This window comes from Vibrio sp. R78045, from assembly GCF_042466085.1.
Classification (GTDB): Bacteria; Pseudomonadota; Gammaproteobacteria; order Enterobacterales; family Vibrionaceae; genus Vibrio; species Vibrio cyclitrophicus.
The window spans coordinates 804,840-828,704 of sequence record NZ_JAXHBS010000013.1; the positions used below are offsets into that span (position 1 = coordinate 804,840).

20 protein-coding genes are annotated in these 23,865 nt (G+C 44.8%); 11 read left to right on the forward strand and 9 right to left on the reverse strand.

All coding sequences use genetic code 11. The features are described 5' to 3' along the window. Nucleotides 1-14: 14 nt before the first annotated feature. Nucleotides 15-1,535 (reverse strand): aldehyde dehydrogenase family protein, encoded by a 1,521-nt coding sequence (locus SJY39_RS14215; RefSeq protein ID WP_016785531.1) that lies wholly within the window; start codon nucleotides 1,533-1,535, stop codon nucleotides 15-17. 355 nt (nucleotides 1,536-1,890) lie between these two features. Between SJY39_RS14215 and SJY39_RS14220 the strand changes: the two genes are divergently transcribed. Together SJY39_RS14220 and SJY39_RS14225 are read left to right on the forward strand one after the other, a co-directional pair. Further along, nucleotides 1,891-3,687: a sigma-54-dependent Fis family transcriptional regulator gene (locus SJY39_RS14220; RefSeq protein WP_016792718.1), complete on the forward strand. Its 1,797-nt coding sequence runs from the start codon at nucleotides 1,891-1,893 to the stop codon at nucleotides 3,685-3,687. A 107-nt stretch (nucleotides 3,688-3,794) separates the two neighbouring features. Continuing rightward, complete coding sequence (locus SJY39_RS14225; protein WP_016785529.1) at nucleotides 3,795-5,273, forward strand: cryptochrome/deoxyribodipyrimidine photo-lyase family protein; 1,479 nt, start codon at nucleotides 3,795-3,797, stop codon at nucleotides 5,271-5,273. Here the strand turns inward: SJY39_RS14225 and SJY39_RS14230 are convergent. Next, nucleotides 5,266-6,117 (reverse strand): LysR family transcriptional regulator, encoded by an 852-nt coding sequence (locus SJY39_RS14230; protein ID WP_016785528.1) that lies wholly within the window; start codon nucleotides 6,115-6,117, stop codon nucleotides 5,266-5,268. The genes SJY39_RS14225 and SJY39_RS14230 overlap by 8 nt on opposite strands. A 97-nt stretch (nucleotides 6,118-6,214) precedes the next feature. Here SJY39_RS14230 and SJY39_RS14235 point away from each other — a divergent pair, with 97 nt between their 5' ends. Beyond that, nucleotides 6,215-6,862 carry a glutathione S-transferase family protein gene (locus tag SJY39_RS14235; RefSeq protein ID WP_016766975.1) on the forward strand — a complete coding sequence of 216 codons (648 nt, stop codon included), beginning with the start codon at nucleotides 6,215-6,217 and terminating at the stop codon, nucleotides 6,860-6,862. Nucleotides 6,863-6,931: 69 nt separating this feature from the next. On the opposite strand, the gene SJY39_RS14240 is transcribed toward SJY39_RS14235, so the two are convergent. The 3 genes from SJY39_RS14240 to SJY39_RS14250 form a co-directional block, all read right to left on the reverse strand. Beyond that, nucleotides 6,932-8,377 (reverse strand): sucrose-6-phosphate hydrolase, encoded by a 1,446-nt coding sequence (locus SJY39_RS14240; RefSeq protein WP_016787552.1) that lies wholly within the window; start codon nucleotides 8,375-8,377, stop codon nucleotides 6,932-6,934. Further along, nucleotides 8,374-9,333: an aminoimidazole riboside kinase gene (locus SJY39_RS14245; RefSeq protein WP_016787551.1), complete on the reverse strand. Its 960-nt coding sequence runs from the start codon at nucleotides 9,331-9,333 to the stop codon at nucleotides 8,374-8,376. The genes SJY39_RS14240 and SJY39_RS14245 overlap by 4 nt, the downstream gene beginning before the upstream one ends. Nucleotides 9,334-9,528: 195 nt before the next feature. Beyond that, nucleotides 9,529-10,968 carry a sucrose-specific PTS transporter subunit IIBC gene (locus SJY39_RS14250; RefSeq protein WP_010432806.1) on the reverse strand — a complete coding sequence of 480 codons (1,440 nt, stop codon included), beginning with the start codon at nucleotides 10,966-10,968 and terminating at the stop codon, nucleotides 9,529-9,531. 234 nt (nucleotides 10,969-11,202) lie between these two features. On the opposite strand from SJY39_RS14250, the gene SJY39_RS14255 reads away from it, so the two are divergent. Next, nucleotides 11,203-12,189, forward strand: coding sequence for a LacI family DNA-binding transcriptional regulator (locus SJY39_RS14255; RefSeq protein ID WP_016787549.1), 987 nt, complete (start codon nucleotides 11,203-11,205; stop codon nucleotides 12,187-12,189). A 167-nt stretch (nucleotides 12,190-12,356) separates the two neighbouring features. On the opposite strand, the gene SJY39_RS14260 is transcribed toward SJY39_RS14255, so the two are convergent. From SJY39_RS14260 to SJY39_RS14270, 3 genes are all read right to left on the reverse strand, one after another. Next, nucleotides 12,357-13,730 (reverse strand): carbohydrate porin, encoded by a 1,374-nt coding sequence (locus tag SJY39_RS14260; RefSeq protein WP_016785524.1) that lies wholly within the window; start codon nucleotides 13,728-13,730, stop codon nucleotides 12,357-12,359. Nucleotides 13,731-14,223: 493 nt separating this feature from the next. After that, entirely contained in the window at nucleotides 14,224-14,631 is a 408-nt protein-coding gene (locus SJY39_RS14265; RefSeq protein WP_010432797.1) for a hypothetical protein, read from the reverse strand. A 172-nt stretch (nucleotides 14,632-14,803) separates the two neighbouring features. Continuing rightward, nucleotides 14,804-16,135, reverse strand: coding sequence for a ferric reductase-like transmembrane domain-containing protein (locus SJY39_RS14270; protein ID WP_010432794.1), 1,332 nt, complete (start codon nucleotides 16,133-16,135; stop codon nucleotides 14,804-14,806). A gap of 259 nt (nucleotides 16,136-16,394) precedes the next feature. On the opposite strand from SJY39_RS14270, the gene SJY39_RS14275 reads away from it, so the two are divergent. From SJY39_RS14275 to SJY39_RS14285, 3 genes are all read left to right on the forward strand, one after another. Then, nucleotides 16,395-17,096, forward strand: coding sequence for a flavin reductase family protein (locus tag SJY39_RS14275; RefSeq protein WP_016766969.1), 702 nt, complete (start codon nucleotides 16,395-16,397; stop codon nucleotides 17,094-17,096). A gap of 135 nt (nucleotides 17,097-17,231) precedes the next feature. Further along, nucleotides 17,232-18,023: a CLCA_X family protein gene (locus SJY39_RS14280; RefSeq protein ID WP_032544918.1), complete on the forward strand. Its 792-nt coding sequence runs from the start codon at nucleotides 17,232-17,234 to the stop codon at nucleotides 18,021-18,023. A 93-nt stretch (nucleotides 18,024-18,116) separates the two neighbouring features. Beyond that, a complete protein-coding gene (locus SJY39_RS14285) occupies nucleotides 18,117-18,440 on the forward strand; it encodes a DUF4144 domain-containing protein (protein ID WP_010432783.1) in 324 nt (107 codons plus the stop codon). Between the two features lie 107 nt (nucleotides 18,441-18,547). Here the strand turns inward: SJY39_RS14285 and SJY39_RS14290 are convergent, their stop codons facing one another. Beyond that, nucleotides 18,548-19,876, reverse strand: coding sequence for an anaerobic C4-dicarboxylate transporter (locus SJY39_RS14290; RefSeq protein ID WP_010432780.1), 1,329 nt, complete (start codon nucleotides 19,874-19,876; stop codon nucleotides 18,548-18,550). Between the two features lie 411 nt (nucleotides 19,877-20,287). On the opposite strand from SJY39_RS14290, the gene SJY39_RS14295 reads away from it, so the two are divergent. The 4 genes from SJY39_RS14295 to SJY39_RS14310 all read left to right on the forward strand — a co-directional run bounded on the left by SJY39_RS14295 (nucleotide 20,288) and on the right by SJY39_RS14310 (nucleotide 23,543). Continuing rightward, nucleotides 20,288-20,947 (forward strand): HAD family phosphatase, encoded by a 660-nt coding sequence (locus tag SJY39_RS14295; RefSeq protein ID WP_010432777.1) that lies wholly within the window; start codon nucleotides 20,288-20,290, stop codon nucleotides 20,945-20,947. 210 nt (nucleotides 20,948-21,157) lie between these two features. Continuing rightward, nucleotides 21,158-21,784, forward strand: coding sequence for an HD domain-containing protein (locus tag SJY39_RS14300; protein ID WP_016766966.1), 627 nt, complete (start codon nucleotides 21,158-21,160; stop codon nucleotides 21,782-21,784). Nucleotides 21,785-21,847: 63 nt separating this feature from the next. Next, the gene (locus SJY39_RS14305) at nucleotides 21,848-22,534 is read left to right on the forward strand and encodes a DNA-3-methyladenine glycosylase I (protein WP_016766965.1); all 687 of its coding nucleotides are present in this window, start codon (nucleotides 21,848-21,850) and stop codon (nucleotides 22,532-22,534) included. 274 nt (nucleotides 22,535-22,808) lie between these two features. Beyond that, complete coding sequence (locus SJY39_RS14310) at nucleotides 22,809-23,543, forward strand: GntR family transcriptional regulator (protein ID WP_016766964.1); 735 nt, start codon at nucleotides 22,809-22,811, stop codon at nucleotides 23,541-23,543. Nucleotides 23,544-23,865: the final 322 nt, after the last annotated feature.

The window sequence follows — 23,865 nt, forward strand, 5'->3', positions numbered from 1 at the left end:
AAAACGAATCTGTATTAAAAGAAGCCTAACGGATTAGTATCGTAGCTGATCAACAGGTTCTTAGTATTTTGGTAGTGATCGAGCATCATTTTATGTGTCTCACGACCAATGCCTGATTTCTTGTAACCACCGAACGCGGCATGTGCTGGATAAGCGTGGTAACAGTTCACCCAAATACGCCCCGCTTCGATGTTACGTCCCATGCGATACGCTAGGTTTGCATCACGCGTCCACACACCTGCACCCAAGCCATATTCGGTGTCATTGGCAATTTCTAGTGCTTCCGCTTCATCTTTAAACGTCGTTACTGCGATAACAGGGCCGAAGATCTCTTCTTGGAATACACGCATCTTGTTGTGCCCTTCCAGCATGGTTGGCTGAATGTAGTAACCGTTGCCGAGATCATCTGGTTGCTGCGCAATTTCACCACCTGTTAGCACTTTCGCACCTTCTTGACGACCGATTTCTAGGTAGCTAAGAATCTTATCGAACTGTTCTTTAGAGGCTTGTGCGCCAACCTGCGTATCAGTATCTAACGGGTTACCTTGTTTAATAGTTTGAGCACGCTCGACCACCTTGGCGATGAACTTGTCGTACACCGATTCATGGATCAACACACGTGATGGACAAGTACACACTTCACCTTGGTTGAAGAACGCAAGCAGCATGCCTTCGACACACTTATCGAGGTATTCGTCTTCATGGTTAAAGATATCTGGGAAATAGATGTTTGGAGACTTACCGCCAAGCTCAACCGTTGATGGAATCAAGCTTTCTGCGGCACATTTCAGAATATGATGTCCAACTTCAGTTGAGCCAGTAAACGCCAACTTAGCCAAACGATCGCTAGTTGCTAATGCTTGGCCTGCTTCGCTACCAAAACCATTCACGATGTTGACCACACCAGCAGGTAGAAGATCGGCGATCTTCTCCATCATCACCAAAATCGATGTCGGTGTTTGTTCGGCGGGTTTCATCACCACACAACAGCCCGCTGCCAGCGCTGGTGCCAGTTTCCAAGCTGCCATTAAAATCGGGAAGTTCCAAGGAATGATCTGCCCCACCACACCAATAGGTTCTGGGAAGTGGTAGCTTGCGGTGTTTGAATCTAGCTCTGCTGCGCTGCCTTCTTGCGCTCGAATACAACCCGCAAAGTAACGGAAGTGATCGACAACCAAAGGAATGTCTGCTGCTAAGGTTTCACGCACAGGCTTGCCGTTTTCCCACGTCTCGGCGACTGCGATTTCTTCAAGGTTTGCTTCAATGCGGTCGGCAATTTTAAGCAGGATGTTGGAGCGCTCAGTCACACTGGTCGAAGCCCAACTAGCACGAGCAGCATGCGCGGCATCAAGTGCCAAGCTAATGTCCGCCTCGGTTGAACGCGCCACTTGGCAATACACCTGACCATTCACTGGGGAAGTGTTATCAAAATACTCGCCGCTGACAGGCTTCACCCACTCGCCACCGATAAAATTATCGTATTGCGCTTTAAAGTTAACCACTGCGTTATCACTACCCGGCTGTGCGTAAATCATAGTTAGATCCTTCTTAGATTTTTAGTCGTTGTTTATTCGTTATTGAGCTTATGTTGTCGAGCTAGCATGGTGGCTTCCCTTGAGAACAGATCTCGTGAGAAGAAAGCTCGTAAGAAGAGAGCCACCATGTTTATGCTTTCTGTTTAAAACACTGATACTTCGTGTTTTCTTCACAACAGTAACAACGCAAATCACACGCCAGAACTTCAAAACTTGTTGTTAATAAATTGTAAAACTATGATTACCAAACGTTTACAACCCAAAGTGAGTTGGCATTGAACGGACGTATGGAAACCACTCCAGTGTTCAACTGTTCCAAATTGGTACACCCTCACTGTTACGACATGGAACAGTCATGCACCTTCAACAAGCAAACACCTCAGATTGGCTTTCGTCTTCTTGGCACCGCAGCACAGAAGCGGGTCTAAAACAGAGACGACTTCCCGAAGACATTCGCCTGCCACAATCGATACTTAAACAGCGACGTCATCAATCGGCTGACTTGATCCACATCGTCGAACGTAATGCTCTACCTCTGTTTAATCAGATGTTTGCACGCACTGACAGTCGTTTGATTCTGACCGATATTGAGGGCGTCATTCTGGCAAGTTGGGGACAGGAGCGGTTTAAGGAGAAACTGACATCAATTGCACTCAGCTCAGGAGCGTGTTGGCAGGAGCAACTGAAAGGCACCAACGCGATTGGCACCGCCATTGTTGAAGCGAAACCAGTATCCATCATTGGCGAACAACACTTCATCCACCAGCATCGATTTATCAGTTGTTCAGCAAGCCCAGTGTTTGATCATCAAGGGCAAATGGTTGGCATATTAGACATTACTAGCGAGCAGCAACAACACGACAGTTCCGTACAATTGCTGGTTCAAAATATGGTTCAGCTTGTTGAAAACCAGCTACTGAGTCATATCCCGCAAGGCACTACTCGAATCGACCTCGCATGTGAGAAATCGTTGCTGTACAGTGGTTGGCAAGGAATTGTGATAGCCAACGAAGCCGGAGAAGTGGTAGCGCACAATCAAGTCGCCTCTCAACTGTTGGATCAAACCTCGATCGTTGGCGAATGCATCGATACTCTCTTCAATCGAACCTCATTGGACACGCCCTTTGTATTTGAGAAACAACACCTCAAGCAACCAACCACCAAATGCACGCGCTCCATTTCAGCATCGTGTGATCTGCACCATGGCGAACAACAAATTGAACACGCTTGGCAACAAGCCAATAAGGTTATCGATAAAGGGATCAGCCTATTAATTCTAGGAGAAACAGGGGTCGGCAAAGGAGAGTTTGTTAAAGCGTTACACAAGCAAAGCCAGCGTAAATCGTCGCCCTTAGTTGCGGTGAACTGCGGTGCACTACCGAAAGATCTTATTGAATCCGAACTGTTTGGTTACGCACCGGGCGCTTTTACGGGCGCAAGCCACAAAGGATTCCAAGGTAAGATCCGTCAAGCAGATAAAGGTATTCTATTTCTTGATGAGATTGCCGACATGCCATTAGAGGCTCAGTGCCGACTACTGCATGTTCTGCAAGACAAATCCGTGGTGCCGGTTGGTTCCAATCAAAGCTATCAAGTCGATTGCCAGATCATCGCTGCCACACATAAAAACTTAGAGCAGTTAGTCGCAACTGGAGAATTTCGACAAGATCTCTTTTATCGCCTAAATGGCTTAGCCTTCACTTTACCAAGCCTGCAACACAGACAAGACAAACAAGCCTTAATCGAAAACATTCATAATAAATACGCTGAAAACCAACAAGCAATCTGCCCACATTTGATGAGTTTGTTATGCGCCTATTCTTGGCCTGGCAATATCCGCGAGTTAGACAACTTACTTAAAGTCGCTGCCCTACTCGCCGGTGAGGAAGCACAACTCACACTAGAACATGTACCGAGCCATCTTGCTCAACAGCTGACATCGCTGACAGAAGATAATCATCATAAGCCCATGGCGCTTAACACCATCGAAAGTACGCCAAAGTCAGATTTAAAAAGCACCGTTGAAGATACTTTGCTACAAACCTATCAAGCCAACCAAGGAAATATCAGCAAGACATCACGAATACTCGGCATCAGCCGCAACACTATTTATCGAAAACTGAAGAGCTTAGGGATTATTAATAAACAATAAGTACCCGACACTCTTATTTGTGGCTTTTCTTAGCAATAAAAAATTGCACATCTAGTGAGAAATTTTGACCTCTGCTACGTAATGCTTCAAAACGACAGAGGGTTCAGATGCAAACAATTAACATAGTGTGGCTAAAACGAGATTTACGCCTTACCGATCACGAGCCATTGCAGCAGGCTTTATCAGAGCAACACCCAACGGTATTACTTTACATCTTTGAGCCCATGCTGTTAGACAATGCGCATTATTCAGAACGGCACTGGAGATTTATTTGGCAATCGCTCCAATGCATGAACCTGTCATTGAGCGAGCATGGACATCAAGTATCAATACTCTATGGTAACGCTATCGACTGCTTCGAAGCGGTCCAATCTCGTTACCACATCCAAAATGTATTCTCCCATCAAGAGGTAGGCTTAAATTGTACTTTCGATCGTGACAAGCAAATTTCTGACTGGTTTCAAGAACACAACATCTATTGGCAAGAGTCTGCTCAGGGCGCTGTCGTCAGAGGGGCGAAAGACCGAATCGGTTGGGATAAACACTGGAACAGTGTCATGCGCGCCCCCATAATCCAAACCAAATTGACAACAGAATCATTGCATACTCTGGATGCTAATGAGCTTGGGTTAGCAATAGTGCCTCCAGAAGCCTGGTTAACCAAAAGCAATGGTATACAAACGGGCGGCAGTACGTTGGCATGGGCAACCTTGCATGACTTCTTTCAGCGACGAGGTCGCGATTACTACCGCAGTATCTCAAGCCCAGAAGCATCGAGACATGCTTGCACTCGCCTGTCCCCGTATTTGGCTTGGGGTAACATTTCGCTGCGTGAAGTTTATCAACATCTGTTGGAACACTGGCAGGTCGCAGGCTTTCGTCGTAGCCTCATCGCTCTCTCTTCAAGGCTTCATTGGCACTGTCATTTCATACAGAAGTTTGAATCGGAATGTGACATGGAATTTCGCTGTGTAAATTTCGCCTATGAGGCGCTGTTGTACAATGAAACGGTAAACGACCCAACACGATTAAAAGCATGGAAACTCGGTTTAACGGGAGTGCCATTGGTCGATGCCTGCATGCGTTGTTTGCATCACACGGGGTATATCAACTTTCGGATGCGTTCGATGTTAGTGAGCTTTCTCACTCACCACATGAATATGGACTGGCGAAATGGCGTGACTCATTTAGCACAACTCTTCCTCGATTTCGAACCCGGTATTCATTATCCGCAGTTTCAAATGCAAGCTGGAGTAACTGGAATCAATACCATAAGAATTTATAACCCAACGAAGCAAGCACAAGAACACGACCCCGATGGTGATTTTATTCGAAAATGGGTCCCAGAACTCTCAGAGGTTCCGACGCCATTATTATTTGAGCCCTGGAAGATGACGCCGATGGAAATGATGATGCATAAATTTGAACCTAACTCTCCTTACCTCAATCCTGTCATAGATCTCGAAACCAGCGCAAAAGAGGCACGGGTACGTTTATGGTCATGGCGAAAACTGACTGAGGTAAAGCAAGAAAATAGTCGGGTCTTATCTCGGCATGTCAGGCCATCAAAGAAGAAATCTAATTAGTTCCCAACTCGACAAGTTGATTGAGCACTTCTTTGTCTAATACAGGATGATGCTTACTCGCAAGAATAAGCACAATGTCCACCGAAGGCAGTGGAGGCATGTCTTCAAGGATCTTCAAATCAGGGGTAACACTGAGCTTACCCATCGCCCCAATAGCTAAACCGGCCTTCACGATTGCACGCTGCGCCGAAGCAGTATTACTGCATGCCAACAGTTGGTAAGACGTACCTTGCTTGGTTAAACCGTTCACCGCCGCCGCGTGATACTTACAATCAGTCTGAAACAGCGCCAATGGAACTGGCCTAACGTCATCAAACGCAAACTCAGGGCTACTAATCCAAACTCCGACATCATGAGTCAGCCAATATCCCTCTTCGCTGTCAGGCGCTCGGGTGACAATCGCTGCATCTAATCGGCCATCATCTAGCCACTCTCTGAGCGTAATACTTGGTAGGCTGAATACTTGAATAGAACAGGTGGGTTCTGCTTGCTGCAACAGTCGAATCACTTTCGGAAGAATGGTGTCGTTGTAATCTTCTGGGCAACCTAACCGAAGCGGCTGTTTGTCCCCATATCGCTTTACCTGTTTCAGGGCCGAATTGTGGAGGGCAACCAATTGCTCCGCGTGAGAACGTAGCGCTAAGCCCGCTTCAGTGAGCACAAGATTGCGTCCTTCTTTTTGAAAAAGAGTTACATTAAGTTCTTCTTCCAACTTACGCATCTGAGCACTGAATGCCGATTGGGTGCGGTTGATCTGTTTCGCGGCTCGCGTGAAGCTGCTGGTTTCCACAAAAGCGAGAAAGCCTCGCAACGCATCAATATCCATATTGAACTCACCACCCATCGCTTTTATTAATGTATTCCATCAAAATTATCCGTTAGTGCTCCGCAATACAATCCCCTAAGCTCAAAACATACTCACCAAACGCAAGGAAGCACCTATGCAGCTTTATATTGGAAACCAGAATTACTCAACTTGGTCATTACGAGCATGGCTGATATTTGATAACTACAACCTGAATACAGACATCATCAAGCTTAAACTTTTTACCTCTGATTTCTACGATACGTTGGCTGCCGTTACACCAACGGCCAAAGTTCCAACCTTAGTCGATGGTGATATTGCCGTCTGGGATTCGTTAGCCATTCTTGAATACGTCAACGACGCACATTTGAACGGCGCGGCATGGCCTAATTCAGTTGCAGATCGCGCCCATGCCCGAGCAATTTCTGCAGAGATGCATTCTGGTTTTTTTGCCGTCAGAAATGAAATGCCGATGAACTGCCGAGCTAAAAGAAAGCTCGTTTTGAGTGAAGATGCACTGAAAGACATCGCTCGTATCGATGCAATATGGTCTGCACAAATGGAACAATACCCAGAGGAATGGTTGTTTGGTGAATGGTCGATTGCCGATGCGATGTTTGCACCTGTGGCTTTACGTGTAGAAACCTATGGAATACAACTTTCCGAAAAGGCATCACAGTATCAACAACGCGTGCTTAACAGCCCTTCAATACAAAAATGGTTAGCAGAAGCAAGCTTGGAAACCGATGTGGTTGAAGAGGATGAAGCCGGTCAACTCGCTTAAAATATGAAGTTCACAAGCTTAAAAAGGCCGCTGGTAAACAGCGGCTTTTGTAACTGAAATGAAAGAGGACTATTCATCCAACCCTTTAATTGAACTCATCGAGTGATAAACGGCTTCCATGTCACCGGCAATCGACAACAACTTCAAATCATCGATGAAGAAACGACTGGTCATTGTATGTTTACCGCCATTGATAAAAATTTCGATCACCGATTTATCGACATAAACTTCGATAGTTTGCTCAACACTTAACCTCGGCGCTTTTCTCACACAGCCAAACTCTTCCGCGTAAAGTTGAGACATCTTACTGCGATCAAGCATGAATTCCGTCTCTGTGGCACTGAACACGATATTCTCGCCCGCGGCGTTGGCAAGCGTAAACTCAAACTTGTCCGCACCTGTTTCGATCTCAATCATGAAGCTGGTTGTATTCAGTTCAAGAGTGTTCTCAACCACCACAGCCTCACCCTGCAGCGCTTTCGATTCAGGTAAAGCAGATTGAACAAGATAACCATCTTGGATTTTCAACTCACGAGGTAATGACAACATACCCGCCCATTGGTGCGCTACAGATGGAGCGTCGATATCAGGAAGGCCTACCCAAGCAATCAAGATCCGGCGACCGGAATCGTCTAAGTAAGTCTGAGGTGCGTAAAAATCAAATCCGTAATCAGGCTGCGCGATATCTTGATGGTTTTCAAATTCCATCGAATCTAAATTCAAACAATCACCAACAATGTAAGCCACTGAGTAAATATTTTTAAAATCGTACGGATTATCGCTAGAGACACCTTGTGGAGAAAACAACATCACTGACTGGGTATCTATCTCGAAAAAGTCAGGGCATTCCCACATATAGCCAAGATTGTTGTAACGAGTTTGAATAGAACCTTTATGCTGCCAGTTCATGAGATCACGACTTCTGTACAGCGCCATTGAACCACGTTTTTCTTGGGTCTGAGCCCCAACAACCATCAAGTAATCGTCACCGTCCTTCCACACTTTTGGGTCGCGGAAATGTTCTGTGTAGTGTTCATTTTCGATAACCACACCATGCTTTTCTATTTGCCCTTTGACGGACATCTTTGCAACACACTGAGTTGAGGACCTTTCCCAGTTTTCATCACGATGATTTCCCGTGAAGAATAAAATAGCTTCGTCGTTTTCAACGAGAGCTCCACCAGAATAAACCCCATGAGAATCGTAGTCTTGATCTGGATGCAGTCCAATGCCATGGTCTTCGAAGTGAACAAAATCTTTTGTAGACAGGTGATACCAATACTTCATGCCATGAACAGGGCCAACCGGCGTCCATTGGTAAAAAATATGATGCTCGCCGTTGAAGTAACACAAACCATTTGGGTCATTCAGCAAGCCAAATTTGGGAGCAATATGGTAACTAGGGTATCCAGAATCTTGCTTACGCTGTTTTACCATCGCATCCATACTGTCTTGAGAAATCTGCTCTACGCGACAGTACCTTTTCTCTACTGTCCAGTTCGAATTCAAACTCATACACTCTCCTCTACGGCATTCGTATTTGAAGAGTCTTTTTGAATAAACTGAGTGAGAGCCTCTTGCGTGGGAAGTGCAGTCATCGCGCCTTTTTGCGTGATTGCCAATGCACCGCAACCATTCGCCCACTGAATTGCAGAATCAACGACTCGTTGATTATTCCACTCTTCATGTTGAGAAAGCTTTGCAAGCAAACCGCCAACAAAAGCATCGCCTGCACCCGTGGTATCCACAGGCGTCACTGAGCAACCTGAAATCAACACACCTTGGTTTTCAAATACTCGCCAAACGCCTTTCGCGCCCTGCGTAACCAAAACAAGCCTGTTGTTAAGATCTGCAATGTTAGCTAAACCTTGTTCGATAGAAGTTGAATCGGTTAAGAAATCCAGCTCTTCTTCTGAGAATTTAACCACATCAGCCAATTCAACCGCTTTCATGACCACAGACTTAATTTCAGATGGGTTTTGCCATACTTCATCACGAAGGTTTGGATCGAAACTGATGTAACCGCCCACGGCTTTCATGCGTCGGATAGCTTCAAAGGTACTGCTTCGGCTTGGTTCATTAGCTAAAGAGATTGAGCAGACGTGTAACCACTCGTTTTCCTTAAATTCGGGAATGTCTTCAACAGACATAAACTGGTCGGCACTTGGCTTAACCATAAACGTAAAACTGCGCTCGCCTTGGTCATCAAGATCTACCACCACGGTTGATGTGCGTTGTTCAGGGTCCTTCACCAAACGCTCGGTATTCACACCTTCCTTTTGCAGATTCACTTCCATAAAAGTGCCAAACGGGTCGTTACCCACTCGGCCGAAAAATGCGCTTTTGCCTAAAAGGCGAGAAATCGCTACCGCGACATTGGCAGGCGCACCGCCCGGACATTTCAATAATGTCGAGTCAGTCTCCGGAATGAGGTCGACGACAGCGTCTCCAGTTACCCAAACTTGATTCATCTTTCTTACCTTAAAACTGAAAATCATGACAACCGAAAGCGATGGCCATCGAAAGCAGTAGCAACCGAAAGCAAGGTGACACTTCACGCTGTCATATAAAAATATAAAAAGGCTAGCTAAGCCAAATCACCTAGCTAGCACCCCAAAGCTTAGGAAATGAAGTGAAAAAGGGGGCTTCACTTCTAGGGAGAAACGTTAAGCTGTTGCTTTAATGTTTTGCTTGCTGCGCTCACGCAGACCTAAAACAACGGTCAGAGCAAAGGCAGTCACGAACGCGATAATCATACCTACCACGTAGTAGCCAATTTTTTCTGGTGATATTGAGATGATGCCCGGAATACCCGCCGCACCCAGTGCTTGTGCTTTCACATTGAACATAGTGATAAACGCGCTTGAAACCGCAGCTGCACAGACCGCAGCAATGAATGGATAGCGAAGCTTCAAGTTCACACCGAACATTGCAGGTTCAGTAATACCAAGCAAACCGGTCACACCAGAAGGAATCGCGATACCTTTCATTTTCTTATCTTTACTCATGAAACCAACCGCCAGTGCCGCTGCACCTTGTGACACGTTAGACATCGCCGCGATAGGGAAGATGAACGTACCGCCAGTCGTTGCGATATCCGCAAGCAGCTGAGTTTCAATAGCAATAAAGCTATGGTGCATACCAGTAATAACGAACGGCGCATAAATTAAACCAAATACCGCACCACCAATGAAGCCAGCGCTGTTGTATAGCCAGTTAAGACCGTCACCCAGTAAGAAACCGATATCACGTGTAAATGGACCCACAACCGTAAATGTCAGAAGGCCAGTCACGAAAATAGCCAGTAGCGGCGTTAGCAAGTTATCCAGAACCGAAGGAATAACTTTACGTAGGCCAAGCTCAACTTTCGCTAGAATAAACGCAGAAACAAGAACGGGCAGTACTGAACCTTGATAGCCCACTTTCTCGATTTCGAAACCTAAAATGTTCCAAACTGGAATACTGCCCGAAACCGATGCGCCACCGAAGCCCCAGCCGTTAAGCAAGTCTGGGTGAACCATCAACATACCTAGAGCCGCGCCAAGGTATGGGTTACCACCAAACTTCTTACTCGCTGAAAATGCTAATAAAATAGGTAGGTAGACAAAAGGAGCATTAGCAAATGTATTGATCATGTTTGCTAAGTCGGTCAAACCCGGATTAGCGTCGATTAAAGATTTGCCATCAATGAACAAGCCTTGAGCCGTCAATAAGTTGTAGATACCCATCAAAAGACCACCAGCAACAATCGCCGGAATGATTGGTACAAAAATATCAGACAGACCTTTCACTGCGCGTTGCAGGATATTTTGGTTGTCAGCACCTGCAGACGCTACATCGTTGGTCGACATTTCCGTCATTTCAGTCAGCTTAGCCAACTCAGCATAAACTTGGTTTACGATGCCTGAGCCAAAGATGATCTGATATTGACCTGCCACTTTAAACTGGCCCTTAACCCCTTCTAGGTTATCAATCGCCTGTTCATCAATTTTGTCTTGGTCTGCAACCGCAAGACGCAGACGAGTCGCACAGTGTGCAAGTGCGGTGATATTACTTTTACCACCTAATAGAGAAAGCAGCTCTTTTGCTATTTTTGGATAATTCATTACATACCCCATTGGATTATCATTTGAGCTTTTGAATTTTCGGGAACGTTTGCAAAACAAATTTTTGCCTATAAATAACAAATGTTCAAAGATAATGGCTCCATAATGTGAGAATGATCTTTAAATTATCTCCCTAGGATGAAGTGACAAGGTTAAAATCGCCTTACAAACAGGAAATGTTATTCCAGGTTTGCAAACAATCCCAAAACTAAAATTACAAATGGATAATGAATAATGGCTAGTCTTCATGATGTTGCTCGTCTCGCTGGAGTTTCCAAGTCGACGGTTTCTAGAGTAATCAACGATGAATATGGTGTAAAAGACGCGACCAAAGTGAAGGTGCGTAAAGCGGTCGAAGAGTGTGGCTATCTCCCAAACCAAGTCGCTAAAGACTTGAAATCTCAGAAAACTAATCTCGTTGGTGTGATTGTCCCTAGGGTTTCTTCCCACGCTACCTCTCAAGGTGTCGACGGTTTAACCGCAGTCTTAGAGCAAGCGGGCAAGCATGTTTTATTAGCGAGCACACACCAAACACACCACAAAGAACTTGAATATATTCAGATATTTAACCAAAAGCGAGTAGAAGGCATCATCCTATACGCGACTCATCTAGACAAGCAATTAGTTAAAGCCATTCAAAGCTCTGCTGTGCCGGTGGTATTGGTTGGTCAAGACGGATCTATGTTTAACATCCCAAGCATTGTGCACGATGATGCACGTGTAGGGTTCGAAGCGGGTAATCGCCTAATCGCGAAAGGTTGTAAGAATATGGGGTTCATTGGCGTTCAAGGCGATGACATCGCGGTCGACAAGATGAGATCGGAAGGATTTACTCAATCGCTCCAATTCAACGACCTCATACTGCAATTTCACGCGCGAGGCGACTTCACCATAGATTCCGGCTACCAGCTGGCTAAGCAGTCTCTCAAAGAGCACAAGAAGCTCGACGGCCTGTTCTGTGCCACTGACCGTATCGCAATCGGTGCGATCAGAGCGATTCAGGAAGCAGGGTTCATTCCAGGGAAAGATGTATTGGTGCTCGGTGTGGGTGACGATGAACTCGCTTCCGTATGCACACCAACGCTGTCTACGTTTAACTATGCGTTTGATAAAGCGGGAGAAAATGGAGCCAAACTGTTGCTCGACCGTATTGAGAAAAAAGGCTTTGAAATGAGTAAAATGGTGCTGACCTTCACCACCATTGACCGAGAATCTTGCTAGTTAATCAGTTCAACAGCTAGTAAAAAGAGCCAGAGTATTAACTAGTCAAACATCTAAACACAGATGCCAAAATGCCAACCTACAAGTTAAAATGATAAGGTTGGCATTTAATGATGCAAATATCACATCATGATTGACGATCTCTATCTCAACGATATATCAAGCAATTAGAACCAAGTTTCCATCTGCAGTGCAAACAGAACCTCGCCGCCCTCTCCCATCGTTGCTGCATCTGCCTCAGTGCTGATCGAGTAACCATTCAGGTCTTCACTCCAATCTACATAGCTTACAGCGAAACGTAGTTCTGGTCGGTCAAAAAAACCAGTGCTGGTTGAAAGCTTCAGTGTTGGTGCAATTGTCGCTTTGTAGAAACCTCCGCTCGCTTGCTCTGTCGAGTTGTCTAAATCCATGTACTGCAATGAACCTTCGTAAACCATCTCAAAGTTTTCTGAGAGCTCTTGAGCTAATCGAAAGTTTAAAGAAGCCCATGTGAACTCGTCATTCTTCTTCAGACGGTCTTGGCTATGCTCTGCCATCAATGCAGGCGCTAAACGCCAGTTGTCGCCAATACGAGTGACGCCGTAGCTAAACAGGCGAACGGCTTTTGCGTCATCCAGCAGGTCACCATTGGAACCGATGCCTTTTAGCTCTGCACCTAGGCCGCTACCCACTAACATGCCCGTTTTAGAGAAGCCTTCGCTCAAACCAAAGAAGTTGTCTCCATGGTACGTAAACATTGCATGTACACCGCTTTCAGCAGCACCATTTAGGCGACTATCGTTGTCTGCTGAAGTCATGCCACTCAACATAACTTGCCATTGGCCAATACGGTTATTCATCGTTGCAATGTAGTTTTCTACATCTGTCGATGAACTATCAATCTCACCAAAATCTCGGCCATAAATAGAGAAATTCGCTTTCCAGTTTTCGCTCATCTGAACGTCGTAAACGCCCGCACCAGTACCTGATAAGAAGACAATATCCGAATCGAAAAAGTGAATATCAAAATTGTCACGATCGAATCGTTTACCCGCCCAAAACGTTGCTTCAGAAAACGCTTCGGATTCAGAGAACATGCTCAGACGGTTCAGTTCTGAATACACTTGTCGTACATTCAACTGGCTTTCACTGGCTGTCCATTCGTTATTTGTTTCAGTACTGTCGGCTAACATGATACGAAACAAGGCACTAGAACCATCATCCGCAAAACGCTTGTGAATCAAGTTCGCTTCAACGTAATGATCATCTTCCACACCAAGTCGTCCAATAGGCGCACCAATCGCACCCGCCGCTGTCATGTAAGGACCAGTACCTGTCGCGCCGTTTAGGTCGTCGTTGATCAATAACCCAGAGCGCGCATAGCCGTGAAACTCAAACGAAGAAGCCTTTTCATTGGCTTCGGTAGAAACCTGCTCCGTTTGTGCAACTCTTTGTTCTAATTCATTAATACGTTGCTCTAATGCTGCAACGTCTTCACTTGCTAATACCGATGTAGTCATTAGCCCCATTGTTACAGCAACCGCTAAAGTGTGTAGTTTCATTCTTATGTTCTCACGTTAATTGTTTTGGATTATTTGCAAACGTTCCCAAAATAATTCGTAAGCGCATTTCGGCTTATAATTTTGATGTATAAGCTCTATATCGAAGAAGAAATAGAAATCAGTCGTGTTGATTACTTCACTTTTGTATCTGGGTGGATGATAGATCGATAATTTCGGGAACGTTACCGAAAATGCATGATTCTGATAACTTTGTCACAAGTGAAATTGATTAATGGGCTAAAAATAGTGTATCGCGCACATAGCTCAACGAATAAAAACGAGCCTATGATTGAGCCTAAGCGTATTAAAGTCTTCCATTGAAGCGAAGGTAACAATTAAGTGAACATCAATTAGGAAAAGCAGAGGCAAAGCCTGAGGTGAAATTTTCAGGCTTTTTAAATGCAGAACATTCTCACCAACAGTGGGAGATGTTTTCGAAGCTAGGTTAGCCTTTCTAGCCGTGGTTGAAAAAGGTATAGATTCGTTGAAGCCGTTACTTTCTTTTACCCTGCTCAACTAGCTTTTCATTCCATGCCGTATTACCGTCACGTTTAGAGACATCGTATTCAGAACAGAACTGCGAGATAGTCATATTGTTATCGCCAGTCGCTAGCTTTAATGCTAATTGGACTTGTTGAAGTTTGCTTTGCAGGCGCAAGATTTGACCTGCATTTGGACTTTTCTCTTTGGCATACTTTAAGGCGGCATGTTTACGCTCGGCAGCACCTGCTCGGCGATCCGCTTCTGATAGCAGATATTTTAGCTGAGCAACACTCTTGCCTTTCTTGAAAGCAGGGTCGAGCAGCTCAACACATTCATCAAACGACGGATTGATAACATATGGGTCAACTTTATGAGCTTGTTGACGCATCCACTCTAGTGCGAGTTTTTCATCTGACATAATTGAATCTTTACCAAATAAATAGCCTTATATGGTATCGCTCAATAGCAAACTGCTGCAATAGCAAATTGAGCGAGTTCGTACATTTTTAGACTTTCCGCGTGGCTGCTGTTATCAGCCTCAGCCCCAAGAAGCTATCTTACTCCGAATTAAAGACGCGTATTTCATCTGATCAACGCATCACAAATAATTCTTCATGGTAATTTTTTTCAATATTAAATTGATACGCATCGAGCTCTTTTTTCAGTGATTTTGAGAATAACTCAGGCCCACAGAAATAGAGTTCGTAATCATTTAGATCACCACATCGGTTCAAAATTTGCTCTGCGTTTAACCGTGGTGAATGAGCAGTATCTATCACGTTCAACTTCACGCCTACTTGATGTGCGAGATGCCATAGTTCATCGACTAAGTTTTCATCAACGCCGCGAGTGCAATAAAACAATTCAATCCGAGGATGACTCGTCTTTATTTTGAGAGCTTCTAGTGTCGCAAAAAATGAAGCGATCCCGACTCCACCAGCAACCCAAATTTGTGGCTTACTTAGGTCAAACTCAAGACGCCCATAAGGCCCCTCAATTGTGACGCCGTCACCAATATTAACTCGACCATACAAATCTGTAGTAAAATCGCCTAGCTCTTTGATCAAGAAACGGAGTTCTGACTCTTCACTACCTGAAACGATGGTAAATGGATGCGGGTCTTCATTGCCAAAGCATAAATACGCGAACTGTCCAGCTTTATGGCCTTGCCAAGATACATTCGGCTTTAATATCAATTCCATTACTGATGCTTGGGGGAAATAGCGAGTCGAAACTACAGTGGAAGAATGGCGATTACGACGCCCAACAAAACCTAATAAGCTGTATACCGCCGCAATAGAACCCATCACAGCAAAAGCCAAAGTTAGGTAATAAATAGGCTCACCCCAATACGCTCGTTTGATAAGTAACACCGAATGAAAGGCGAGCAATAGATACGCCAACGACATAAGGCGATGTGACAGTTTAAATGGTTTGTACTTGATTGCCGCCCATAACGAGGCAACAAGTAAAACAAGCAATAAATAGAACCCCCACTCCCCGATGTTCTGAGCAAAACCACGTAATTCATTGGCCCAAGCTTCCCAACCAGACAAAACACCTTGAGGGCCTAAACCGTCATGATGAATCGGTTTCTCCAGCACTCCAGACATAACCAACCACTTAGGGACTTGGTACCACAGCCAATGCGCGACACCTAGAGACACCCCACCGATACCAAGCCACTTATGCACGCGATACGCTTTGTCCATACCGTTAAGCCAATTCTCGATCATAGGAAAACGCATCGCTAACAGCATGGCTATCGACATCAACATCAGAGACAAAATACCCGAATACTGAATCATGGCCGAGCGCCATTCAAATACGTTATTTGAAGCGAAGAGTTGCGGTTCCATCGCAAACCAAAATACTGACATCGTGGCAACCATTACCCAAATGACATTACGAACTGTTTTCATTTTTCTGCACTCTCATAGACTATAACTTTACTTTAGTTTCTGGGATGTAAAGAGAAGTCAAAGTGCGTAAATCTATGCAAAGAGTTATCGCTGCGGAAAGAGAAACACCACATAACGAGTAATGACCTCGCGTAGTTGTCACTAGCGTCACTCTAAATCGCTATTTAATGAAAACCTGTTGATCGATAGAGAGTAGTGCTGCGTACATATTGATCCGTTAGTGAGCAAAGTTGTGATAAAAATGAAAACTAGAGAAAACATGAAGGACGTCACCCTTGCAAAGCATGATCTGCAAACAATGGATCAAAGGCATCGGACTCGCTTGATTAACTCTCTGTCGGGGTTCAAAAGTGCTAACCTTATTGGTACCTGCGATAAAGAAGGCTTAGATAACCTTGCGGTTATCAGCTCGGTCGTTCATTTAGGATCGAATCCACCATTGTTTGGCTTTATCGTGCGCCCCAGTGAAAGTAGACGCCACACATTAGAGAATATTCTAGAAACGAAGCACTTCACCATTAATAGCATTGGTGCAGAATTTGTTAGAAAAGCGCATCAAACTTCGGCTCGCTATCCTAAACCAATCTCAGAATTCAATGCGGTCGGTCTCACGCCATATTACGACGATGTATTTCCAGCCCCGTTTGTCTTGGAAAGCCCACTGAAAATAGGCTTAACCTTCAAAGAGAAAATTACAATAGAAAGTAATCAAACTCAGATGTTGATTGGTGAAGTTATTACGATTCACGCACCAAAGCGCGCCATGATGCCGGATGGCTACCTCGATTTAGAAGCGTTAGACTTGGTCACAATATCAGGATTGGATAGCTACCACGTCACTCAAAGACTGCATCGTTTAAGTTATGCAAAACCACACGAGTCTTTGTTTCCTCTGACTCGCGAAGGTAACCCAACCTCATGGGAGGCTTTTGAATTTAATCTAACTCATTTTGATCGGTAATTTGCAGTCAAAAGTGCTAACTTCCTTTAATCACAAGAGATGCAGCTCAAAGTGGCTCCAAAAGGGTGCAACTAAACATCATGCAACCCCAAAATAGCATCTCATTCAACCCTATTTCTGTTTCCAAGGCCCCCTTTGAAGCTAACCCACTTTAAATACAAGACTCGTAAAGGCCCAGACTACCGACATGGCGATCAGGTGTCTTTTATGGACATCAAACAGACCTTTGGTATGGGCAGCATTCGTGTCGGAGCTTGGGTGACGAAAGAAGAGAAAGAATTGGCTGCAAATCTGATATTCGATTCTTTAGCAGATTTGGCCTATATCTTGGCTCTACCACCTGAAGCAATTGGCCTTCGAGGCACGTTAGGTTTAGCATTCGGCAGTGGTGGTAGAAAAGGTGTACAAGCACACTACGCCCCAAATCAAAGAGAACTCGCCCTAGCCAAGAACGCCGGCGCTGGTGCGCTAGCGCATGAGTTCTGGCATGCCTTTGATCACTATATAGCTGAGAAAGCATTTGAGATTGGCGATACCTCAGGTCCTCGTAAGCAGATCTTGTTTGCCACCGATTGTTGGTTGCACGATAGAAAAGTACGGCCTCATCCATTAAACGAGTATTTGATGTCTCTCTTCGATGCTACCCTGCTAAGCGACAACAACCTGGATAAACACGATTACGTTGCACGTAGTGTTATTGCAGACAAAGCAATGTCTACCCGTTACTTCTCACTACCTACAGAGATGATGGCGCGCGCCTTTGAAGCTACCATAGAATCTTGCTCAGAGATCGAAAACTCTTATTTAGTCGATGGTACGACCAAAACGGATATGCTCCCTCTCTATCCAGACCTCACGCATCGCAAAGAGATTTATCAAGCACTCCAAGGTTATTTCGCGCCGTTGGGTCGTTCTCTAAGTAAGTAACGTTTTAAATCGTTAGGAGGAATAGGTGATCCAACAGCGGAAAGTGTTTATAGTCGGTACTCAAATTTCAACATCCATGATTTAGAGGCAGTAATGATCAGTTGGCCATCTTTGGTAAAACTCGACGGTGACGATGAGCTTATTTACGTCGCATCCGAGAACGATTTTCAGGCAGAATGCTCAGACATGATCTTGGGCGAAGATGATTATCTCATTGATTCTGAAGGCGATAGCTACTCGCTTCAATCAAACTCAAATCAACTGTCTCTAGCGAAACGAGCAAACCAATATTCGGTTGAAAGCGTGACTAAACTTATTCGAAATCACGAGTTCCAGAAGGCAGAAGTGTGTCTGATGAAGATCCACTTCCTGACCATTGAAGAAGCGATTCAGTCTTTGGCTTTTGAGCCACGTTAATATTGGTTTAGAGCTCGTATCAAAGCTAATGCCCAAGACAGATTAAACAAAAACAGCGCCTCAATAGGCGCTGTTTTTCGTTTCTTATCTCGTTATCGCTAGTTTAATTAAGCGATAAAAATCTGAGCCAATGCGTAGCCTAAACAACATGCGCCTACTACACCGATTAAACCAACCGACATGAATGAGTGGTTGAAGTACCACTTACCAATCTTGGTTGTGCCAGAGACATCGAAGTTCACTGTTGCGATGTCTGATGGGTAGTTCGGGATAAAGAAGTAGCCGTAAACTGCTGGCATCAAGCCGATAAGCAGTGCTGGGTCTAGCCCTAAGCCAAGGCCAACAGGTAGCATCATACGTGCAGTTGCTGCTTGAGAGTTCACCACAACCGATACAATGAATAGCGCTAGTGCGAACGTCCATGGGTAGTTAGTCACCATTTCCACGATGCCCGACTTAAATTGAGGCATTGCATATTGGAAGTAAGTATCCGACATCCATGCGATACCGAAGATAGCAATCGCCGCCACCATACCCGATTTGAATACCACGCCGTTTGGAACATCACGCGGATCAGTTTTAGTTGCCAGCAAAATGATACCGCCGAAACAGAGCATCATCATCTGGATGATCACTGACATCTTGATTGGCTTGTCGCCGTCTACGATGGTTCGGATCTCTGGCACCATTGCCACGATGACAATCACGACAATCGACAATAGGAAAATCAAAACCGCATTACGAGCCGAAGTTGGCAGAACTTCATCCAAAGAGGTCGCGGTGGTGCTTTCAATGCGTTTTTTCCACTCAGGATCTTTTAGGCGTGCTTGGTATTCAGGATCGTCGTTCAATTCTTTCCCGCGTTTTAAGCTATACAAAGAAAGTAAGAACGTACCAAACAATGTTGCAGGAACCGTCACCATCAAAATAGAAAGCAGAGTAATAGAATGTTGAATATCAGATAGCTGCGCGAGGTAGTACACCACAGCCGCAGAGATTGGTGATGCCGTAATCGCCAACTGAGATGCTACCGACGCAGCTGCCATTGGACGCTCAGGACGAATACCGTTCTTCAATGCCACATCGCCGATGATTGGCATAATAGAGTAAACCGCGTGGCCTGTACCCAATAAGAAAGTCATCGAGTAAGTCACGAACGGTGCTATCAAGGTGACGCGTTTCGGGTTCTTTCTCAGTACCCTTTCCGCAACTTGCAGCATGTATTTCAAGCCTCCCGCCGCTTCTAAAATCGAAGCACAAGTCACAACAGCGAGGATGATCAACATGACGGTGACAGGTGGAGACGTTGGTGGCATCTTGAAGACAAACACCTCGATAACCAAACCAATACCAGAAACAACACCTAAGCCAATACCACCATACCGAGACCCGATATAAAGTACGACTAATAAAAATAGAAACTCAAAATACAACATAAGCAACCCTGCTAAAAATATGGACTAATGATATTTTGTCTCTAAGCTCAGCCATTTACTTATTGCTTGGTCACACTATCATTGAAGGCTACCGCAAATTGTTTTTTATAAGATTATGGTCACGCTAACAAGCCTGTAAGTTTATGAAATGTAATAGTAAAACAAACACCCGACCTCGATTTGTTATGTATAACAGTCATAATTGTATCTGTTAGATCTCGATGACCTATAAAAGATTAGGCTCATAACTGAACGATATTATTTCAGCTTGAATTAATGAGATTTCAAGTCATTCAGAAGCATATTGCACACCCAATACTTCCGATTCTAACTCAATGCTGACTCGCCTATCCTTAGACACTATGTCAAAATACTCATTCTCACGACGACAATAGATAAAGAACCACGGATATGAATTTTCAAGCTGCTATTTTTGATATGGATGGACTACTGCTCGACACCGAGCGACTTTGTATGCAGGTTTTTGAAGAAGCATGTCACGCGCAAGGTGTTCCGTTTTTGCAAGATGTCTACCTAGGCATTATTGGCTGTAACGCAAAAACCATCGAACAGATCTTTAGAAATGGTTACGGTGAAGGCTTAGATTATCCTGCGTTAAACAACGAATGGCGAACTCGTTACAGTGCGATTGTTAAGAACCAAGCGATCCCTGTAAAAGACGGCGTGATTGAGCTTCTTGAATGGCTCAAATCAAACGACATTCCAATCGCGGTGGCGACCTCGACTCAGCTTGATATTGCAAAAAAGAAGCTTGAGTTGGCTGGCCTAGATTCTTACTTCACCTCGTTAAGCACAGGCTGCGAAGTAACTCACGGTAAGCCTCATCCAGAGATCTACCTGCTAGCGGCAGAACGCCTCGGTGTTGCACCTGAAACCTGCCTAGCGTTTGAAGATTCAAACAACGGTATTCGCGCGTCGATGGCTGCAAACATGATCAGTTTCCAGATCCCAGATCTGGTTGAGCCTTGCGAAGAAGTCAAAGCCCTTGGTCACACGATCAGCCCTTCCCTGCATCATGTGTTAGCACAGCTTCAACAAGCCGCTGCTTAAGTTCTGATTACCGTTGATAACGCTTTACCTGTCTCGTCCTAAAATACATAGACAAGCCTCTCTATCAAGCCGACTCACAAAGTCGGTTTTTTTGTGGGTACTCCTTTTATAAAAGATAAAAACTCGCGCTTGAAACTGTTACAGTCGAGGTGGAATATATCCTAAGTAATAAGCCAGATTGCTAACATCTACATATGGAGAAAGAGACGCGTGAAGGAAAAGTTTGAAGACCAACTGCTTGATTTTGCACAGCGAGAGATGACACAAGATGCAGCTCACGACATCAGCCACATCAAGCGCGTAGTCAAAACCGCTAAGGCGTTGTGTGTCCAAGAACAGGCCAAGCTTGAAGTCGTTCTACCCGCCGCTTACCTTCATGATTGCTTCACCTTTCCTAAGAACCACCCGGACAGAGCCCAAAGCTCGCAAATGGCAGCAGACAAGGCGATTTCTTTCCTCAAATCTATCGACTATCCTGCGTCCTATTTGGATGAGGTCCATCATGCCATTGTCACGCACAGCTACAGTGCCAACATCACTCCAGAAACCTTGGAAGCTCAAATCGTCCAAGATGCCGATCGACTAGATTCTCTCGGTGCGATTGGTATTGCTCGCTGCCTGTATGTGGGCCAGAGCTTTAACGCAGAACTCTATAACCACCAAGACCCGTTTGCGAAGCAACGTGACTTGGATGACAAACATTACAGTGTCGACCACTTTTACGTGAAGCTATTCAAGCTGGCTGAAACAATGAATACAGAATCTGCCAAATTAGAAGCCAACAAGCGCACCGACTACATGCGTGGTTTTCTCGCTCAATTGGCGACAGAAGCTTAAGCTCCTTTTCATATAGAAATTAGTCCCCATATCATAAAGAATCGCTTTAGTTTGGAACCTTCAATGACCCAAGAAAAATTCGACACCATTTATCAACGTGCGGCTCACCGTAAAGGCGGAGCGGCCGAACTCGAAAAGATTGTCCGTGCGCCCCTTTCACAAGCCGAGTTATCACAAATCACTGATGACCGTTGGCTGGCCGCTTTTACCGAAAAGGTCTTCCAGTGTGGTATTTCGTGGAATGTGGTGAGAAAGAAGTGGCCACAATTTGAAGAAGTATTCTTTGAGTTCGATATTGAAAAGATGCTGATGCTGCCGAATGAGATGTGGGAACAGAAAGCGCAAGACCCGCGCATTATTCGCCACCTCACCAAGGTAATGACCATCCCTGCCAACGCCATGATGATCCACAATGCCAAGCGTGAAGCGGATTCCTTCTCGCAAATGGTTGCCGACTGGCCATCAGAACGTATCACCGAGCTGTGGGATTACCTGAAAAAACACGGCAAGCGATTAGGTGGTAATACTGGAGCCTACACTCTGCGCCAAATGGGTAAAGATACCTTCATCTTGTCATCAGATGTTGAAGCACACCTACGCAGCACAGACGTGGTTGATAGCGGTCGTAACACCAAGCGAGCACAACTGGCAGCGAGTAAAGCCTTCAACGAATGGCAGCAACAGTCAGGTCGTAGCCTGAGCGAAATCAGTCAGATCGTGGCATACAGCTGCGGCGATAATCGAGTATAGCTTTAAACAGAACGCGCATTTAGCTTTAATTACATACACACTTAGCTTCGACCAGATGCGCACTAAGCTTTAAACCAAAACTCACTTTTTAAAAAGTACATAGTTCAATATTGCACCGATTTGTACGAAACTGAATGTTATAAGTCGTTAACAAATAAGCGTACATCGCACTTTCAGCCAGTGGCATTGTATAGATAAGTGTATACAATGTAAGGTAACACTCACGAATCATGCTCAACCCACCCTACTCGACTAAACAAGGGCCCTTATCTCTATGACAGCTCTCAAAAACTCTGTCTCCAAAGGTATAAATACAAAAGTATCAGGCCAGACTCAAGACGATGTTGTTTACTGCCATATCTTCGACGCGATACTAGAACAAAGGCTGCCACCAGCCACCAAATTAAGCGAAGAAGCCCTCGCAGAAATCTTTGGCGTTAGCCGTACTATTATCCGTCGTGCCTTACTACGACTCTCTTTGGAGCAAGTTGTGGTGATCCGCCCTAACCGAGGAGCTGTGATTGCGGCTCCAACAGTAGACGAAGCCAAACAGATATTTAAAGCACGTGAAGTAATGGAAATTGCTATCACCGAGCTAGCCGTTAAAAACGCGACCAAAGCTCAAATCGAAGAGTGCAGAAAATTGGTCGCGAAAGAGAACTGTGCTTTCGACCAAGGTGATTACGGCTCTGGCTTACGTTTGTCTGGAGAGTTCCACATCAAACTGGCTGAAATGGCCGAAAACGCTCCACTGCTGGCTTTCCAACGCAGTTTAGTATCGCAAACCTCACTGCTGATCGCTCAATACGAAACGGGCAACCACTCAAACTGTTCTTTAGACGAACACTCCGGCTTACTGGATGCAATAGAGTCAGGCAACGAACAACAAGCCGTCGAGTTGATGCAAGAACATCTAAGCCATATTCGTTCTAAACTCAACCTAGACAGCAGCACAGCTTCTAGTGATCTACATGTGGTATTCTCCGATCTGCTTAAGAAGAAATCATAGTCCTTTAAACAACAATTTTTATAAATCGACAGAAGTGAACCAATTGTGTTCACTTCTCTTCTTTATACCTGAATCCCTCTTTTTACCTTATAAAATCAACGCAGCTTTGCCCGGAAATTTTGCTCTGTATTACCTCAACACTTCAGAAAAGTTGAATAGTAACGATACTTCACATCACAAAAACTCCTCTTAATTTGTATACATAGTCAAAACCCAACCTTCACCAAAAAACTTCTAAATACCCAGTCAAGTCCATATAAAACAAGTCACTACAATAGAAATTAAATTGTACACAATCCACCAAGGCGCCATATTGTTGCGT

Coding starts and splice junctions, on each gene's coding strand:
- SJY39_RS14310 (WP_016766964.1), top strand. CDS start 22,809: ATGACAGCTCTCAAAAACTCTGTCTCCAAAGGTATAAATACAAAAGTA.
- SJY39_RS14305 (WP_016766965.1), top strand. CDS start 21,848: ATGACCCAAGAAAAATTCGACACCATTTATCAACGTGCGGCTCACCGT.
- SJY39_RS14230 (WP_016785528.1), bottom strand. CDS start 6,117: ATGGGTGGTGAGTTCAATATGGATATTGATGCGTTGCGAGGCTTTCTC.
- SJY39_RS14240 (WP_016787552.1), bottom strand. CDS start 8,377: ATGAGTTTGAATTCGAACTGGACAGTAGAGAAAAGGTACTGTCGCGTA.
- SJY39_RS14295 (WP_010432777.1), top strand. CDS start 20,288: ATGAATTTTCAAGCTGCTATTTTTGATATGGATGGACTACTGCTCGAC.
- SJY39_RS14245 (WP_016787551.1), bottom strand. CDS start 9,333: ATGAATCAAGTTTGGGTAACTGGAGACGCTGTCGTCGACCTCATTCCG.
- SJY39_RS14220 (WP_016792718.1), top strand. CDS start 1,891: ATGCACCTTCAACAAGCAAACACCTCAGATTGGCTTTCGTCTTCTTGG.
- SJY39_RS14215 (WP_016785531.1), bottom strand. CDS start 1,535: ATGATTTACGCACAGCCGGGTAGTGATAACGCAGTGGTTAACTTTAAA.
- SJY39_RS14225 (WP_016785529.1), top strand. CDS start 3,795: ATGCAAACAATTAACATAGTGTGGCTAAAACGAGATTTACGCCTTACC.
- SJY39_RS14260 (WP_016785524.1), bottom strand. CDS start 13,730: ATGAAACTACACACTTTAGCGGTTGCTGTAACAATGGGGCTAATGACT.
- SJY39_RS14270 (WP_010432794.1), bottom strand. CDS start 16,135: ATGAAAACAGTTCGTAATGTCATTTGGGTAATGGTTGCCACGATGTCA.
- SJY39_RS14255 (WP_016787549.1), top strand. CDS start 11,203: ATGGCTAGTCTTCATGATGTTGCTCGTCTCGCTGGAGTTTCCAAGTCG.
- SJY39_RS14290 (WP_010432780.1), bottom strand. CDS start 19,876: ATGTTGTATTTTGAGTTTCTATTTTTATTAGTCGTACTTTATATCGGG.
- SJY39_RS14265 (WP_010432797.1), bottom strand. CDS start 14,631: ATGTCAGATGAAAAACTCGCACTAGAGTGGATGCGTCAACAAGCTCAT.
- SJY39_RS14235 (WP_016766975.1), top strand. CDS start 6,215: ATGCAGCTTTATATTGGAAACCAGAATTACTCAACTTGGTCATTACGA.
- SJY39_RS14275 (WP_016766969.1), top strand. CDS start 16,395: ATGAAGGACGTCACCCTTGCAAAGCATGATCTGCAAACAATGGATCAA.
- SJY39_RS14285 (WP_010432783.1), top strand. CDS start 18,117: ATGATCAGTTGGCCATCTTTGGTAAAACTCGACGGTGACGATGAGCTT.
- SJY39_RS14250 (WP_010432806.1), bottom strand. CDS start 10,968: ATGAATTATCCAAAAATAGCAAAAGAGCTGCTTTCTCTATTAGGTGGT.